At 60.2% G+C, this 16,311-nt stretch carries 17 protein-coding genes; 3 read left to right on the top strand and 14 right to left on the bottom strand.

What is annotated here, in order from left to right:
* Positions 1-41 precede the first annotated feature (41 nt).
* The 13 genes from AC06DS_RS04400 to dacB form a co-directional block, all read right to left on the bottom strand.
* Positions 42-1,013, bottom strand: a complete 972-nt coding sequence (locus tag AC06DS_RS04400; RefSeq protein ID WP_477101115.1) for an aldose 1-epimerase family protein — start codon at positions 1,011-1,013, stop codon at positions 42-44.
* A 4-nt stretch (positions 1,014-1,017) separates the two neighbouring features.
* On the bottom strand, positions 1,018-1,923 hold the full coding sequence (gene panC / locus AC06DS_RS04395; protein ID WP_477101114.1) for a pantoate--beta-alanine ligase: 906 nt from the start codon (positions 1,921-1,923) through the stop codon (positions 1,018-1,020).
* Between the two features lie 5 nt (positions 1,924-1,928).
* Entirely contained in the window at positions 1,929-2,807 is an 879-nt protein-coding gene (locus AC06DS_RS04390) for a Rossmann-like and DUF2520 domain-containing protein (RefSeq protein WP_477101113.1), read from the bottom strand.
* Positions 2,808-3,821: a DUF6779 domain-containing protein gene (locus tag AC06DS_RS04385; protein ID WP_477101112.1), complete on the bottom strand. Its 1,014-nt coding sequence runs from the start codon at positions 3,819-3,821 to the stop codon at positions 2,808-2,810. It lies immediately after the preceding gene.
* 10 nt (positions 3,822-3,831) lie between these two features.
* The gene (locus AC06DS_RS04380; protein ID WP_473963523.1) at positions 3,832-4,323 is read right to left on the bottom strand and encodes a DUF3180 domain-containing protein; all 492 of its coding nucleotides are present in this window, start codon (positions 4,321-4,323) and stop codon (positions 3,832-3,834) included.
* 79 nt (positions 4,324-4,402) lie between these two features.
* Positions 4,403-4,945, bottom strand: a complete 543-nt coding sequence (gene folK / locus AC06DS_RS04375; protein ID WP_293791054.1) for a 2-amino-4-hydroxy-6-hydroxymethyldihydropteridine diphosphokinase — start codon at positions 4,943-4,945, stop codon at positions 4,403-4,405.
* On the bottom strand, positions 4,942-5,322 hold the full coding sequence (gene folB / locus AC06DS_RS04370) for a dihydroneopterin aldolase (RefSeq protein WP_293791053.1): 381 nt from the start codon (positions 5,320-5,322) through the stop codon (positions 4,942-4,944). The genes folK and folB overlap by 4 nt, the downstream gene beginning before the upstream one ends.
* Positions 5,315-6,166 (bottom strand): dihydropteroate synthase, encoded by an 852-nt coding sequence (folP, locus tag AC06DS_RS04365; protein WP_293791145.1) that lies wholly within the window; start codon positions 6,164-6,166, stop codon positions 5,315-5,317. Before folP ends, folB begins: the two co-directional genes overlap by 8 nt.
* A gap of 38 nt (positions 6,167-6,204) precedes the next feature.
* The gene (folE, locus tag AC06DS_RS04360; RefSeq protein WP_477101111.1) at positions 6,205-6,801 is read right to left on the bottom strand and encodes a GTP cyclohydrolase I FolE; all 597 of its coding nucleotides are present in this window, start codon (positions 6,799-6,801) and stop codon (positions 6,205-6,207) included.
* Entirely contained in the window at positions 6,801-9,197 is a 2,397-nt protein-coding gene (gene ftsH / locus AC06DS_RS04355; protein ID WP_477101110.1) for an ATP-dependent zinc metalloprotease FtsH, read from the bottom strand. The genes folE and ftsH overlap by 1 nt, the downstream gene beginning before the upstream one ends.
* 45 nt (positions 9,198-9,242) lie before the next feature.
* On the bottom strand, positions 9,243-9,824 hold the full coding sequence (gene hpt, locus AC06DS_RS04350) for a hypoxanthine phosphoribosyltransferase (protein ID WP_293791050.1): 582 nt from the start codon (positions 9,822-9,824) through the stop codon (positions 9,243-9,245).
* Positions 9,825-9,948: 124 nt separating this feature from the next.
* Positions 9,949-11,007 carry a tRNA lysidine(34) synthetase TilS gene (gene tilS / locus AC06DS_RS04345; RefSeq protein WP_477101109.1) on the bottom strand — a complete coding sequence of 353 codons (1,059 nt, stop codon included), beginning with the start codon at positions 11,005-11,007 and terminating at the stop codon, positions 9,949-9,951.
* Positions 11,008-11,016: 9 nt separating this feature from the next.
* On the bottom strand, positions 11,017-12,351 hold the full coding sequence (dacB, locus tag AC06DS_RS04340) for a D-alanyl-D-alanine carboxypeptidase/D-alanyl-D-alanine endopeptidase (protein ID WP_477101108.1): 1,335 nt from the start codon (positions 12,349-12,351) through the stop codon (positions 11,017-11,019).
* A 46-nt stretch (positions 12,352-12,397) separates the two neighbouring features.
* Between dacB and AC06DS_RS04335 the strand changes: the two genes are divergently transcribed.
* Positions 12,398-12,880, top strand: a complete 483-nt coding sequence (locus AC06DS_RS04335) for an inorganic diphosphatase (protein ID WP_293791047.1) — start codon at positions 12,398-12,400, stop codon at positions 12,878-12,880.
* 106 nt (positions 12,881-12,986) lie between these two features.
* On the opposite strand, the gene AC06DS_RS04330 is transcribed toward AC06DS_RS04335, so the two are convergent.
* Positions 12,987-15,416, bottom strand: a complete 2,430-nt coding sequence (locus AC06DS_RS04330) for an HAD-IC family P-type ATPase (RefSeq protein WP_477101107.1) — start codon at positions 15,414-15,416, stop codon at positions 12,987-12,989.
* A 102-nt stretch (positions 15,417-15,518) separates the two neighbouring features.
* On the opposite strand from AC06DS_RS04330, the gene AC06DS_RS04325 reads away from it, so the two are divergent.
* Both AC06DS_RS04325 and AC06DS_RS04320 read left to right on the top strand, forming a co-directional pair.
* The gene (locus tag AC06DS_RS04325; protein ID WP_293791046.1) at positions 15,519-15,830 is read left to right on the top strand and encodes a rhodanese-like domain-containing protein; all 312 of its coding nucleotides are present in this window, start codon (positions 15,519-15,521) and stop codon (positions 15,828-15,830) included.
* A 32-nt stretch (positions 15,831-15,862) separates the two neighbouring features.
* A complete protein-coding gene (locus tag AC06DS_RS04320) occupies positions 15,863-16,309 on the top strand; it encodes a MarR family winged helix-turn-helix transcriptional regulator (RefSeq protein ID WP_448306994.1) in 447 nt (148 codons plus the stop codon).
* Positions 16,310-16,311 lie beyond the last annotated feature (2 nt).

Below are 16,311 nucleotides of genomic sequence, written 5' to 3'. Positions count from 1 at the left end.
TATAAAGGAAATTCTTTTCTATTTATGGAAGTACCTTTGTTTTAGGTCTCGACGCCCCCACGCGAAACACAGGAAATCCCACATTCAAAGCTGCGCTTTTCGCCTGGTTGCAGGCGAATAAGGTCACGACCGGAACGCAATGCGTCCGGTGGGCACGTCATCGGTTCGACAGCTAATGCCCGTCCTACACCGGGGTATCCTTCGCGACGAGCCGGATCCGCGGTAAACACCTGGAACCAGTTAAAGCCCTCTCCTACCCACAGACGCACACCCTCGCCCTCGGGGTTCAGTAACTGTGCCTCGGCGGTCACCCCCTGTGCCCTATCGACATCACCGAAACAGTGATCCAGCCAAACCCCTGCCATACGCTGGCCCGCTTCCACGTCCGGCAACACCCGGCGAGCAGGAATCTCCGGCCCGGCGGGCAGGTTTCGCACAGAATCCAGTGGCAGGTTCGTACCGACCGGCAGGTGCACAACGCAATCGTCCAGCGGAGTACCTAGCGCGCTTAGGTAGGGGTGCCACCCCAGACCAAAGGGGCAGGAAGCGTCGCCTTCATTGCGCACCTCAAAGGTGGCGAATAGCCCCTCGCCTTCTCCACTACCTGCAGCGCGTACGGCCCATGCCATCCGCAAAAGCAAGGGCCACGGCCAGCCAGCCCGCAGGCCGGTAGAAAGCTCCAGCGTTACAAAATCCTCACCCTGGTCGGCAATGTGCCAGGCCATCTGTCCCACGAATCCATGGATGGCGGTGGCTCGTCCTGGCTCAGTAATGTCCAGCCGGTGCAGCACACCGTCGTGGGCGAACACACCATCGGCGGTGCGGTTCGGCCAGGGCGCCAGCACAATGCCTGAAGAAAGCGGTGGATAAGTCCCCTCGGGGTAGGAAACCACCAAGGGCTTTCCCGCATATTCCAGACTACGTAGGCCACCGCCGAACGTGGAAATGCTGGCTCGGTACTCCCCTGCAGAAATCTCTACGAAAGGGTGCGAGTGGCGTTGATCCTGATCCATGGCTCTACTCTGCTGCACCCTCAGTGCCAGCCTCGTCAAGCCCCTTGAAACCCGTACCCAGCGGAACTCCGACGTTGTCGATCAAGCGCGTCGTACCGACGCGCGCCGCTACCAGCAGACGAGCTTCGCCGTCTGCCGGGCAGTCGGAAAGGTCCGTACCGCGCAGCTCAAGATAGTCCACCTCCACGTCTGGGGTGGCGTCCAAAATAGAGCCGGCAGTCTGCAGAACCGCCTCGGCGCCCTGCTCGGCCACAAAAGCTCCGGCGGTCAGAGCCGCTGAAAGAGTCAGTGCCAGCTCACGTTCTTCCGCGGAGAGGTAGACATTGCGGGAGGACTTCGCCAGTCCGTCAGCCTCGCGAACGATCGGCACTCCATGAACCTGTACCTCCATGTTTAGGTCCGTGACCATTTGCTGGATCAGCAGCAGCTGCTGATAATCCTTCTCCCCGAAGAATGCGTGATCGCAATGGGTGATTGTAAAGAGCTTGTTCACTACCGTCAGCACGCCCGCGAAGTGGGTTGGGCGGTGTGCACCCTCCAGGATGCGACCGGCCTCACCTGGGTGGATGGTAGTGCGCGGGCCATTGGGGTACATCTCACGCGGGCTGGGGGCGAAGACTGCATCCACGCCCGCGGCCTTAAGCTTCTCCACATCAGCATCCAAAGTGCGCGGGTAGGCATCCAGGTCCTCCCCCTCGGCGAATTGCAATGGGTTGACGAAAATACTGACGACGACCAGCGCACCGGGAATCTGCTGTGCGGCCTGCACCAGCGAAAGGTGCCCCTCGTGCAGCGCACCCATAGTGGGTACCAATACGACTGGGCGACCTGCCTTGCGCATTGCGCGGGTCAGCTGCCCGATTCCCTCAATCTTCGTGAAAACCTCTGCCTGGCCAGGTGTGAACGTCATGGTTCTTACTCTAGATCCAGCAGTCTTTCGACCTCAATAGCCCCCGCCTTTAGCGCGGTGCGGCGGGCCATGGTTGTGTATGCGTTTTCGGCGCTAGTGTTCTGGGTTTCCAGGCTCCGCAGCGCCGCCAAGTGGCGCATCACCGCAGCCGCATCGTCGCGGGCAACTGGCCCAGTCAGCCCATCCATGCGCTTCTCCAGGGCATTGTCCACCGCCGCGTGGGCAATGCGACGCAGCAGCAGCGCACTATCGGGGCTTTCGCCTGGTGCGTCGACCGCCCGATCCAGGATTTCTTGCGCATCCGTCAACAGTGTCACCAGGTGGTTGGCTGCATGTGCCATTGCCGCGTGATAAGCCGCGCGATGGTTCTCGGGAATCGCGACTGGCACCCCGCCGAGGCTGGCTACGAGTGTCTGGGCAACCACGTCACCCACCTCGGAGTCGCTGGTTACGCCCCATGCGCATCCGTCCAAGCGCTCACTATCAGCTGGGGTTCCGGTGAATGTCATTGCCGGATGCAGTGCTAGCGGCAGTGCGCCGGTATCGGTAATCGGTTGCAGAATCTCGCAGCCAAAGGCGCCGGATACGTGCGCGACGATCTGCCCGTCGCGCGTGTGTTGCGCCACCTCTTCAATCACCTCGGGAAGCTTCGGATCCGGCACCGCCAGAATTACGAGCGCGGCGTGTGCAGTGCTGCCGAGGCTGATGCGGGGAATGTTCGGGATTCTTTGTGACGCCAATTCTTCCGAGCGTGCCGAATGCGCGTACACACCATGCACATGATGGCCGGCGCGTGTAAAAGCTTCAGCTAGAGCCACGCCGACTTTGCCGGCTGAGATTATGCCGACCGACAGACGCGGCTGTTGAATATCTGTTTCCGCCACTTAGTTCTTGAAACGCTTCATCAAGTCGGCGACAGTCACAGCATTCTTGGCTTCGTCGGCGCGTCGACGACCGTGAGCGCCTTCGGCCTGCTCATCCGGCCGGGACTCTTCAGCTGCCTGTGGCTGCTGCTTAGCCTGGTTAGGGTTTGCAGTGTGATCGCGACCGGAACGCACAGCGTCAGCACTAGGCATCTGAGCGCGACGCTTCTGCGCAGGCTTCGTCTCGTCCATGGCGGTCGTATCCACAACCAACGGCAGCTGGGAGGTCTCCTCGGAGTCCTGGCCAGTCCAGTTCACAGCAGCAAAAGTGCCAGTGTTGAATTTCGGCTTGCTGCGGTGCTGCGCCTTATGCGGTTGACTTGTCTGCTGTGCTTGCTGGGGCTTTGCGTCGTGACCCGCATTGTTACCGCTGCCCTGGCTCAGTTCGCGTACGCGCTCAGCCTTGGCGCGGACGGCGCGCTGTTCTCCTTCACCGAAGTCCTCACCGGTCAGCTCCGCGAGCTGCTGACGCATACGAGCCAGCTCCGCACGTAGCTCCTCCAGGTGCTTATCGCGCTCATCCTGAGACTTTTTGGCTTCCGCCGCATACTTGGCTTGGGTTTCCGCCTCGCGCTTCTTCAGCTGCGCGCGTTCGCTCTGCAGCTGTGACTGGTAGTAGCTCTCTTGGTTTTCCGCCTGCTCACGAGCGAGCTTCAGGGCGCCCGCATAGCGCAGCACAAGCACCATGCCAAAGAACGCGGCCCACAGAGCGGCGATCAGAGCTACCTTCAGCCAGCCATCAGAATCCATGAACAGCATCAGCACGCTTGCCAGCAGAGCCAGTACCACTAGGCCGAACATAAGGAATCGAGAGAAGCTCGAAGGTTCGTTCGACGCAACCTGCGACCCCTGGAGCTGGTTTCCCCGATAAGTGTAGTCATCTTCGTACCCCGGAGCATCCGGGGACTGGCGCCCGTTAAAGGGCTGCTGCGGCTGGTGAGACTGCTGTGGCTTAGGAGACTGCGGGAAGCTCATGGTCAACACACTACCCAACGTCGAGCCCGTTGGGCGTTAATGGCGCATCCGGCGGTGGCGCTTCACAGCTGCGTTCCAGCCACATACCGGCCACAACAGCAGCCAAAGCCCCCACCGCCCCAGCTATCACCCCAGGCAGATCGGCCTCCGCGGCCATTAGACGTCCCGCTTGTGGAATAACGTACATTCCCGCCCCCGCAAACAGGCCCAAAAACACAGCACCAGCCCACGCCGTTGCTTTCCCTAACGCTAACCACTGAGTCACAGTCGTCGGCTGCATCTGAGTGCGATCCATGCCGATACCACTGTTGCCGATGCGCTTGCGGATCACCCACCCGCCTATCGCGCATACGATTGCGAAAATCCACAACAGTACGGAGCTCGTCGCCTTAATCGGCGGGAAACTGCCATAGAAGCTCAACGTACTGACCCAAGCAATAAGAGCACAGACTATAGCCACTAAGGCGACCGTAGAGATCTTCGTGCGCTTTAGCGGGCTCATCGTATCTGCCTCTTTATCCCTCTTTGACTCTCTCCAGACTGATACTCTTCAGACTAGCCAAGCGAGCCCGCGGTTACAGTTAGCTCCGCGGCGCAGCCGGGACAATGGCCTTCCGCTCCGCTGGATCGACCTCTTCCAACCACTCCAGGATGCTTCGCCCGGCCAAGCTACACCAGGGTTCCTGAGCCAGCTGCAGATCATTAAGGGGCACCAACACGAATGCCCGCTCATGGGCATAGGGGTGTGGGATGACAAGCTCAAACCCCCACTTCCCCTGGGATTGGATGGGTTGGAACTGGGCGTCAAAACCAAAAAGTATATCCACATCGACAGTTCGCGGCCCCCACCGAACCTCGCGCTCCCGCCCCGCGACGGCCTCCGCGAATTGGCAGTGATGCAACAGCGCCAAAGGATCCAGCGATGTCCTGACGGCCACCACGGAGTTGCGGAATTCCTGCTGCTCGACCCCGCCCCACGGCGGAGTGGCGAAGATTCGCGACTTTTCCACGATGTCGATGGCCGGGTGCATTTCCAGTAGGTCATAAGCGCGTTCGATCTGCGCAGTGGGACTGCCGACGTCTCCCGGCAGGTTGGAGCCGATTCCCAGGAAAACAGTGATCATCGCTTGGACCTCCTAGCGACTACACGCACGTCAGCGAATGGATGGGCGATGGGAGCCTCGGGCTTGTGCACCGTGACCTCCACGGCATAAACCCCGCTGAGCTCGGCAATTTCATCGGCGATCTCCGAGGCCAGGGTTTCGATCAGGTCGTGGCTCTGCCCACGCGGCGTGCCTCGTCCTTCGACCGCATTGACCGCAATATCGGCCAGCTGCACATAGTCGATTGTGTTTTCCAGCGCGTCCGTGTCCGCGGCGGCGCGGAAGTCCGTCCACACCACCATGTCAACGATGAATTTTTGACCGGTGTCTTTCTCGTGTGAAAACACTCCGTGGTGGCCGAATGCTTCCACGCCCATGAGCTCGATGCGGTCAGCCACGTCGTGCCCTCCATTGCTCGTCGATGTCAGGGCCGCATCCGGTGGCCATTGCGTGTGCAACATCCACGGCGGCCCGTGTCGGAGCTACTTTATGCACCCGGACGGCCCAGACGCCAACTGCCGCCGCGAGTGCAGAGGTCGCCGCAGTGGCATCGTCCGCGGATTCCGGGGTGCCAGGCTTGCCATCGCTGGCCGGGCGCAGTGCTGTGAGGAAGCGCTTTCGCGAAGCTCCTACCAGCACCGGATAGCCCAACTGCACCAGTCGGTCCATCGCACCGAGCAGTTGCCAGTTCTCCCGTGGAGTTTTCGCAAAGCCGATGCCGGGATCCAGGTAAATCTGTTCCTTTGTGACGCCCGCCGCCTCCGCAGCTTCAATTCGCTTTTCCAGCCAGTGGATGACGTGGCCGACGATATCCTCACCGTGATCGTGGTAGCCCTCGGCACCGGCGAACTCAGCGGCTTTTCCCTTGTTCCAATGCATGAGGATGATCGGCAGTCCGGATTCCGCAGCCAGCGGGAGCATGTCGGGGTCTGCCAGACCGCCGGAGACGTCGTTGAGATAAGTGACGCCCGCTTTCCACGCGGCCCGCGCCGTCGAAGCCCGCATCGTGTCGATGCTGGTGGCGATTCCCCGACGGGATAGCTCCTCGATGACTGGGGTGACGCGGGCAGCCTCCACGGCTGGGTTGACGCGAGTTGCGCCTGGGCGGGTGGATTCCCCGCCGACGTCGATGATGTCCGCTCCATCGGCGACCATGGCTTCCGCGTGAGCCAAGGCGGCCTCGGTGTTGGGGTAGGCTCCGCCATCGGAAAAGGAATCCTCGGTGACGTTGAGAATACCCATCACGAGGGTGCGCTGGGGGCTGGCAGGAGTTGGATCCGTCACGGTCGGATCAGCGCCATCGCCTCTGCGCGGGAGGCAGCGTTCTTCTGGAACCCACCGCGAACAGCGGAGGTTACCGTATTAGCGCCGGGCTTGCGGATACCACGCATGGCCATGCACAGATGCTCGGCTTCCAAGACGACGATTACGGCGGAAGGATCCAGCTTTTCCACCAGCGCATCAGCCACCTGGGAGGTCAGGCGCTCCTGCACCTGCGGGCGCTTCGCCAGGCCATCAATGAGCCGTGCCAGCTTGGACAGGCCGGTGACCTTGCCGGATTCGCCGGGAATGTATCCGATGTGCGCCTTGCCGAAGAAGGGAACCAGGTGGTGCTCACACATCGAATAGAAGGTGATGTCGCGGACGAGCACCAGCTCCCGGTGGTCTTCGCTGAAGGTCTTGTTGAGCACCTCGGTGGGGTCCTCGTACAGCCCCGAGCAGGTTTCGCGGTAGGCGCGCGCTACGCGGGCTGGGGTCTCTTGGAGCCCTTCGCGGTCGGGGTTCTCGCCAATGGCGAGCAGCAACTCACGGATGGCAGCCTCTGCCCGCTCTTGGTCAAAGTTGCCGGGAGCGAGTGGCTGTTGAGGGTTATTCACTAGTTGTCTTCCTGTTCCCGGTCATCATTCCGGTTCTTTTCCCATGGGAACGTTTGCTTCGGCATTTCCTGCCGACGGTGCTGTCCCTGGGGCTCAGCCTCTGGCTGCGGCTCCTGCGGCTCCGGCTGTACATGCGGTTCCGGCTGCGGCTGAGGTGCCTGTGCCTCCTCTGCTACCTGTGGCTCCGGTGCCTCGTGTGCCTTCTGCTGTTGATGATCCGGCTGCTCATGAGCAGGCAGCTGGAAGCCACGTTCTTCCGGTACCGGAGGGACGAATTGACCATTCTGGCCGTACTGGGGCTGCTGAGCTTGCGGGCTGTTCTGCGACCGCTGGATCTGTGGGAACTGCTGCTGCCCCTGCTGCAGACGCTCTGCCTGTCGCTTCTCGTTCTGTGCCTTACGCTTCTCCATGCGTGCACGGCGAGCTGCGGAGAAGAAGTTCGTCCGCTCCGGTGGCTCCTCGCCACGCTCGCGCGCAAGCTCCACAGGGGTCTTCACCGGCTCCCGGTGATCGCACGGGCGGTCCAGATCCTGCATCGGGAAAATGTCAGAAACTTCACGGGTCTCAATCCCCTCGAAGATGGCCTCCAGATCCGGGCGACGCAGGGTCTCCTTCTCCAGCAGTTTGGAAGCCAAAGTATCCAGATAATCGCGGTTGTCCCGCAATACCTCGTAGGCAATCTGCTGCGCCTTGTTCATCAGCATGCGCACCTGATCGTCAATCTGGTTCGCAACATTCTGGGAAGGCTGGTTACCGCCCTGGCCACCCCGGCCGACGAAGGGGTCCCCCTCGTCCTGGCCATACTTCACGGCACCTACGACAGGGCTCATGCCGTATTCCACAACCATTGCACGGGCAATGTTCGTAGCCATCTCGATATCTGCAGAGGCGCCCGTCGTCGGATTACCAAACACCAACTCCTCAGCAGCTCGGCCACCCATGGCAAAGACCAGACGGGCAAACAACTCGGAACGGTTGTACATGCCCTTGTCGTCTTCCGGCGCCGTCATCGCGTGACCGCCAGTGCGGCCGCGAGCTAGGATCGTCACCTTGTACACACGGTCAATGTCCTTCATTGCCCAGGCCGCCAGCGTATGACCGCCCTCATGGTAGGCAGTGACCTTCTTTTCATGCTCCGAAATGATCTTGGAGCTGCGACGCGGTCCACCCACCACACGGTCAGTGGCTTCCTCCAGCGCATCGGCGGTAATCACATTGCCTTCTACGCGGGCGGTCAGCAGGGCTGCCTCATTCAGCACGTTCTCCAGATCCGCACCCGACATGCCCGCAGTACGCTTCGCCAAAGACTTCAGATCCACGTCCTTGGCTAGCGGCTTGTCCTTCGCATGTACGTTGAGAATCTGCTCACGGCCAGCCAGGTCGGGGTTGGTCACCGGAATCTGGCGGTCAAAGCGACCTGGGCGCAGCAGAGCGGGATCCAGAATGTCAGGACGGTTGGTAGCAGCCATCAGGATCACACCATCGCGGTCGCCGAAGCCGTCCATTTCCACCAGCAACTGGTTCAGAGTCTGCTCACGTTCGTCGTGACCGCCGCCCATGCCGGCACCACGCTGGCGACCGACCGCATCGATCTCATCGACGAAGATGATGCATGGAGAGTTTTCCTTTGCCTGCTTGAACAGGTCGCGAACGCGAGAAGCACCCACGCCGACGAACATCTCCACGAAGTCGGAACCGGAGATGGTGAAGAATGGCACACCGGCTTCGCCGGCCACGGCACGAGCCAGGAGCGTCTTACCCGTACCGGGCGGGCCATACAGCAGAACACCCCGCGGAATTTTGGCGCCCAAAGCCTCGTAGCGGGTCGGGTCAGTCAGGAAGTCGCGGATCTCATCCAGCTCCTCAACCGCTTCGTCTGCACCGGCAACATCGTCGAAGGTTGTATCCGGGTTATCTTTGTTGAGCTGCTTGGCGGTGGACTTACCGAAGCCAAAAGCACCCATGCCGCCGCCACCCTGCATGCGCGACAGCATGAACATCAGCAGGCCGAAAATCAGCAGCATCGGCAGCAGCATCACCAAAAGGCTGCCCAGGAAACTATCTTCAGTGACCTTGGTGTTGTACTTCTCCGCCTCGGACTTCTGCACCGCATCGAAGATCTCCGGAGCCGTGCGCCCGGGGTACTTCGCGATGATTTGCTCGATGTCCTTCTTGCCGTCGACTTCGATCGACTTCTTCAGCTTCAGCTGTACCTGCTGCTCACGATCGTTGATCTGAGCTTCCTTGACGTTCTTCTCGTCCAGCTGCTTCATGGCTACGGAGGTTTCAACCTCGTCATAACCACGGGCGTCATCAGTTAGAACACCGAATGCATAGATCGCGATAAGAACCACGGCGACGATTCCCGCGATCCTCAGTACCTTCTTCTTGTCCATATTTCCTAGTGAGTTGTTGAGTTAAAAAGCCGTGCGAACAGTGCTTTATTCGTAAACGCGAGGGTGCAGAGTACCCACGTAGGGCAGATCGCGGTAGCGTTCGGCGAAGTCCAGGCCATAGCCCACGACGAACTCGTTGGGAATCTCGAATCCAACATCGGCCAGCTCAATCTGTACCTTCTGAGCCTCGGGCTTACGCAGCAAAGTAACGACGGACAGCGACTTCGGATGGCGGTTACGCAGGTTTTTCATCAGCCAGGACAGGGTCAGTCCGGAGTCGATAATGTCCTCGACAATCACCACGTTGCGACCCTCGATGTCACGATCCAGATCCTTGAGGATACGCACCACGCCTGAAGAGCTCGTGGAATTGCCATAAGAGCTCACTGCCATGAACTCCAGCTGAGTTGGGATATCCAGCGCCCGTGCGAAGTCGGTAATAAAGAACACCGCGCCCTTCAGCACACAAATGAGGATGAGGTCATCTTCTTCATCACGGAAACGGTCAGCGGTGGCCTTAGCCAGTTCTGCAACGCGAGCTTGCAGCGTTTCCTCGTCAATGAGGACACTTTCTAGGTCGTCGCCGTACGGATTTTCCGGGACATTGAAGTTCTTTTCGCTATGCATCGCAGACCTCGTCTCGTCGTGATTGGCTGTGTTAGTTCTCGGGTAGCTACTGGGGTGTTTTCTCGGCGGTATTCCGTCGTCGACTTCTCCGCCTTTAATGCCTGCCTGGCATTCTAGCGCGCAGCTACGACCGGGGGACAGTCGCCAACTGCAGATACCCTTCGCAGCGCCGTACCACCAGTCGGTGGGTACGCCGTTTCTCATTCATTGTAGGTGAGCCCGGCACCCCACCTGGACTTTCTTCCAAAGGCCCCTCCACAGGCCATGGCACCGCGGTACCTCCCTGCCCTTTCCACGCCATAACCAGCGCATCTATTGCCTTGAGATGGCTACTTGTCAGAGGTCCCGTTCTATCGGTCAGCCACCGCCTCACGATCCTGCGCCGCAGCGCCGCTGGGTGCCGTTGTAATTCGGCGCAGTTTAATGACGCCCCCTTTTCAGCGACCGCTAACTCCCTTTCCGCCAAAGCGTTGAGCAATTCGACGTCTTCCCGCAGCATCCGTGCGGTTCGCGCCACATTGGCTCCGAAGTGTTCCCCGAGAGCATCGTGCAAAAAGGGCAGCACCTGGGTGCGAATACGGCTGCGCAGATACGCATTGCTGTAGTTGTGTGGGTCCTCCCACCACTGCACGCCCGCGCTGCGGCATTCGGCCTCCGTTTGTTTCCGTGTACAGCGCAGCAGGGGGCGACCCAGCCATGCTGCGCCCGCAGCTACTGCCACATGGTCAGTGTGTACGGCACGCATCCCCGCAATGGCCTCTGCTCCGGATCCGCGCACCAACCCGATGAGTACTCCCTCGGCATCGTCGTCGGCAGTGTGAGCAACCAGTAGTGGCCTCCCGGCCGCAGCGGCACCTAGCGCACGGTAGCGTGCTTCGCGCGCCGGCCCCTCCCCCGCTCCATCGACATCAACGGTGCGGATCTCCGCGGTAGCTCCCAGAGTGCGGGCGGTCTCCACGGCCTGACATGCAATCTCCGCGGAGCCTTCCTGCAGTTGATGATCCACCACCACCGCATGCACCGGGATGTCACAGCGCAGTAAGCCGTGTACGAGTGCCAGGGAATCTGCTCCGCCCGACAGCCCTACGGCTACCCCGGCGCGCACCTGCTGCGCTCGGATCGTGGGTGCACCTGGGTGATCCAACTCCTGCAGCCAGGCTCGGATCTCCGATTGAACGCTCATGAGAGAATGCTACCGGGCGGTACGCACCGCGTTCGCCAACCGGTCCAGAGCCGGACGGGCGGTGTTTGGATCCGACTCATTCGACAGGAACGCAAAGGTCAGTGGCCTGCCAGAGGCTGTCATCACTGTTCCTGCCAGAGCATTCACTCCAGAAAGAGTGCCGGTCTTAGCTCGCACCCAGCCGGCGGCATTCTCCGCCCCGGAGCCTTCGCCATAGCGTGCCTCCAGGGTGCCTTCCACACTGGAGACCGGCAGCAGGTCCAGAATCGGACGCACACCCTTGTTGGCCAGCACGCCGTCTAACTCATGGGCGGTCAGGCGGTTCTTTTCGCTCATTCCGGAATTATCAAAGAGCACTGCATCGGTCGTATCAATACCGTGTTCACGCAGCACATCCAGCGTCGCACCGGTAGCGCCCTCAAAGGTCGTTGGCGCCCCCTTGGCCTTCGCAACCTCGCGGCCAATGGCCTCTGCCAGCAAGTTATCGCTGTGCACCAGCATGTCGCGCAAGCGCACCTTTAGCGGTGCAGAGGTGACAGTTGCAATGGATTTGGCGCCACTGGAGTTCGGCGTCATTTCGTCTTCGACAGCAACCTTCGCATCCACGCCAAGCGCATCGGCTACAGCGCGCCCCACATCCTCGCCGGGGGCGTGGGAACGAGCGGAATCGGACTTATTGGGATCGAGTCGGCCCGCATCAAGCATCACTGCATCGAGGTTGGCGACATTGCCTCCATCGATGTCGTCGTGATCCCAGGTTTCATTGAAGAGGTCGCCAGAACGCGGTGAGTTATCGACCACGATGGAAGTCACAGACTGGCTACCGAGTTGTTTCTTTGCTTCCTTGGCCAACTCGGCGATAGAGGCCGCATCGGTGAAGAACCCCTCGCCATTGCGCGACAAGGTCACGTCTCCGTCGCTGCGCAGAATGAGTGTGCTCGGATCTTGGGGATCCTGCAGCAGTTCAGTGCGCCACATACTGTCATGGTTCAGCGCCAGCAGCGCAGCTGCAGCCGTAAAGATCTTGGTGGACGACGCCGGGGTGAGCTTTTGGTTTTCATCCTTGGCCCACAGCACCTCGCCAGTCTCCACATCTGTGACGGAGGCAGAAAGAACGCCCAAGGCGGGATCCGCGGCAGCGCTCCGCACGGCAGTCTGCACGTCGGGCACCGATCCGGTGGGAGTGTTCATGACTGCAGTGGGTTCGGCAATCTGCTGGGGCTCGTGCACCTCATAGCGGTTGCTCATTGACCACACCACAGCAGCCCCCACCACTAGAGCGACGACGACTACGAAGGCGACGATGCTCCACAGCCAGACTTTCAGGGACTTCTGCTTACTCACTCGCTTCACCCTAGCCGAAAAACACCGCTCGGTTAGAATGGTGCGCATGAGCAAAAACATCGAAGTAACCATTGAAATCCCGAAGGGTTCCCGCAACAAATACGAGGTCGACCACGAGTCCGGCAAGGTCTACCTGGATCGCTACCTGTTCACCCCCATGGCCTACCCGGCTGACTACGGGTTCATTGACCACACGCTGGGCGAGGACGGCGATCCGCTGGACGCACTGGTGATCCTGCCGGAGCCGGTATTCCCTGGCGTGATCGTGAAGGCTCGCCCGGTCGGCGTATTCAAGATGACCGACGAGGCCGGCGGTGACGACAAGCTGCTGTGCGTACTGGACGACGTCCGCTTCGAGCAGTTCCAAGACATCGAAGACATCGATCAGTTCACCAAGAACGAGATCGAGCACTTCTTCGTTCACTACAAGGACCTGGAGCCGGGCAAGGAAGTCAATGGTTCCGGTTGGGGCAACAAGGCTGAGGCCGAGCGCATCCTGCAGGAAGCCATCGATCGCCACCAGGATTAATCGCGCTGAATGTATGCGCTGACTAGTTGCGCTGCCTAATAGCGTCTATCCTTCGACGCCGTTAAGTCTGGCCGGGCGAGAGAATCAGCCTAGCCAGCCTGACGTACTAGGCCTTCGGAGGGGGATTAACGATCCCCCTCCGTTTTCTTTGCCAGCGGGTGGCTGCCTGGTGGGCAATCTCAATAAGCACAGCACCGCCCGCCCCTACGGCCAGACCCAAACTCATAAGTTGCAGATTCTCCGGGTGCAGCATCAATAGCTCGCGGAATGGTGGAACGAGGAAAATCACCAGGTATCCGCCCACACAGCAGACCAGCAGGAGTACCTTCCACCAGACCAGTGGTCTTGCCACGATGCCCAGCACCCAAAGCCCCATAATGATCAGCGCCACAAGTACGGCAGTCCCGGCCTGCTGCCGTTGAATCTCCGGCACATCGGCGCCGGGGTAGATGATGATCCACATCGCCACACAGATGCTGCCGATAAGCACTCCGGAGGGGATGGCCAAGGACAGCACGCGTTGAACGAACCCTTCGCGTGGGCGCTCCGTGTTGGGAGCCAGAGACAGCACAAACGCTGGAATTCCGATAGTGAACCATCCAGTGATTGTCACGTGAATCGGCTGAAATGGGAACGCGATCCCCAGCACCGCTACCACTAGTGCGAGCACCACCGAATACACAGTTTTCGTCAGGAAAAGGTGGGCTACGCGCTCGATATTGCCGATCACCCGGCGCCCTTCGGCCACCACGCGCGGCAGCGCGGAAAACTTATTCGTCAGCAGCACCAGCTGCGCCACGCTGCGTGTCGCCGGTGCACCCGACCCCATGGCTACGCCAATGTCGGCTTTCTTCAGCGCCAACACGTCATTGACTCCATCGCCGGTCATCGCGACCGTGCGATTCTGTCGGTGCAGAGATTCCACCATTTGCTGTTTTTGCTCGGGGCTCACACGCCCGAAGACGTTTGCACGGGCAATCTCTTCGTCAAAGGCTGCCTCATCCAGGTCGCTGAGAGTACGGGCGTCGACAGCCACAAGCTCCCGGTCCGTAGCCTTGCGCGCCACGGCTGCCACCGAGTCCGGGTTGTCGCCGGAGATGACTTTGATGTCCACGTTTTGTTTATCGAAGAACTCGAGCGTCTCGCGGGCATCGGAGCGCAGTTGTTGGCGCAGCACAATCAGCACAGGTTCGTCGAGTTGCGGAGCAGCATCCATGGTGAGGCTGTCGGTATTCATCCAATCGTGACCGCCGCCTTTGACCTGGCCGAAAACGAGAAGGCGAAGCCCCTGATCCCCTAGTTTCTTGGCTGTTTTGGCGGCGAGGCTTCCTTCGTACAGAAGGACATCGGGCGCGCCCATGATCCACGCAGTGGCATTGGATACAGCGAACCCCGAGAACTTGTACCGCGAGTTAAAGGGAATCTCTTGGCCCTGCCACTGTTCGGGTTCTACACCCCACTCGCGCAACCCGGCCACGATGGAGCGGGCGGTGTCGTTGAGCTCGTCCTGGGCGCTCAGCATGGCGGCGAGGTTGCGGCCCCAGGATTCCTCCGCGTCGTTTCCTTCGGCGGTGACGATGGAGTCCAGCTCCATCTCATTCGTGGTGAGCGTTCCGGTCTTATCCGTGCATACAGTATTGACGCGGGCGAGTCCCTCAATAGCTACGAGTTCGTTGACCAGGGCTTTGAACTTGCCGAGGCGGATTACGCCCGCGGCAAAAGCTATGGAAGTCATGAGAACCAGCCCCTCCGGCACCATCGGAACGATAGCGGCAGCCATTGAGAGGATGGATTCGCGCAGGCTCGTGCCAGAACGCACAAGCTGGGTCCAGATTGTAAGAATACCGGTGGGGATCAACAGCCAGGTAATGACCTTGAGGATGCTATTGATCCCGTTCATAAGCACGGAATCGGTAAGCGAAAACTCGCTTGCTTGCGACGCCAAGCGTGCGGCATAGGCCTCGTCTCCGACCTTGTCGGTGCGAAACAATGCGGAGCCCTCATTGACGATGGAGCCCGAAAGGATTTCCGCTCCTTCCGCCTTGGACACAGCATCGGATTCCCCTGTGAGTTGGGATTCGTCGACGCGCATAGAACCAGAAACCACGGTGCCGTCCACGACGACCTCGTCACCGGGGCGAAGTTTGATGATGTCCCCCAGCACCACCTCGTGCTGTGGAATGGACTTTTCTACACCATCGCGGATGACAGTTGGCTCTGATTCGCCGACAATGCGCAGCTTGTCGAGAGTCTTCTTGGCCCGCAGTTCCTGGATCACGCCCACCGCGGAGTTGGCGATGATAAGTAGGCCAAAGGCAGCATTGATCACTGAGCCAGTGGACAGCACGATTGCACACAGCACACCGAGGATGGCGTTGACGCGCGTGAAGATATTGGCGCGCAGGATCTGTGCCACACTCCTGCCGGTTCCGCTGCCCGGCGCATTAATCTCGCCGCGCTGCGTGCGTGCTGCTACCTCTTCAGTAGTGAGCCCCCGCGTGGGGTCGGTATCAACCCGCCCGCTCGTGCTCTCCACTTCAACCTCCTTCGTTGATGGCCACTAGAAAACTGCTCTCAGTGCTCCTTCCATTTAACTCCACTTAACTCCCCACCCAACCCTTGCCTACAATGGGGCGGCATGAGTGAATTCGAGACTGTACAGCCCACCGACGTTCCCTCCGGCGCGCAGCTGGTCGACATCCGCGAGGTGGATGAATACAACCAGTGGCATGCGGAGGGCGCGATTAACCTTCCTCTTTCCGAGCTGCAGGCCCGATACGGCGAGCTGGATCTGAACGAGGATATTTACCTCATTTGCCTGTCTGGTGGCCGCTCCGCCCGTGCCTGCCAGTGGCTTGAGCAAAACGGCATCGAAGCTATCAACGTGGCCAATGGCACGGCTGGTTGGCGCGACGCCGGCCTCCCCATCGTGGGGCAACCCCACAATTAGACAACCCCCATTGTCAGCGTTATATTTGTGGCATGTCCGAATCTATGCCACTACCCGCTGACTTGTTGTCTTCGCCCTCATTCCAGCTTGAGCGCCTCCGCCGTCGCACTCGCGATTTTGTGGAGACGGCGCTCGCTGCAGAGGGCTTCAACCTGCGTGAATTCTGGGTTCTTGCCTGCCTCGTCGATGGCGATGCAGCTAGCCAGGCAACGCTGGGTGAAATCCTTGGAGTGGATCGTTCCGATATGGTTCGCCTCGTCGATTCCCTGGAAAAGCGCAGCCTCGCGAAGAGGGTCAAAGATCCGAAGGATCGTCGCCGCCAGATCATCTCAGTAACCAAGAAGGGCAACAAGGCCTACAGTGGCCTGGCCCCACTGGTTCACGCCGCAGAGGATAGGGCACTTGATGACTCGACCTCCAAGCAGCTGAAGCACTTGAGCAAGCTAGCCAAGGCCATCATCGCGAGCGAGGAGGCCTAGAC

It is taken from the genome of Corynebacterium sp. TUM25015 (assembly GCF_056393505.1).
This window is presented reverse-complemented; position numbering and strand designations above follow the sequence as displayed.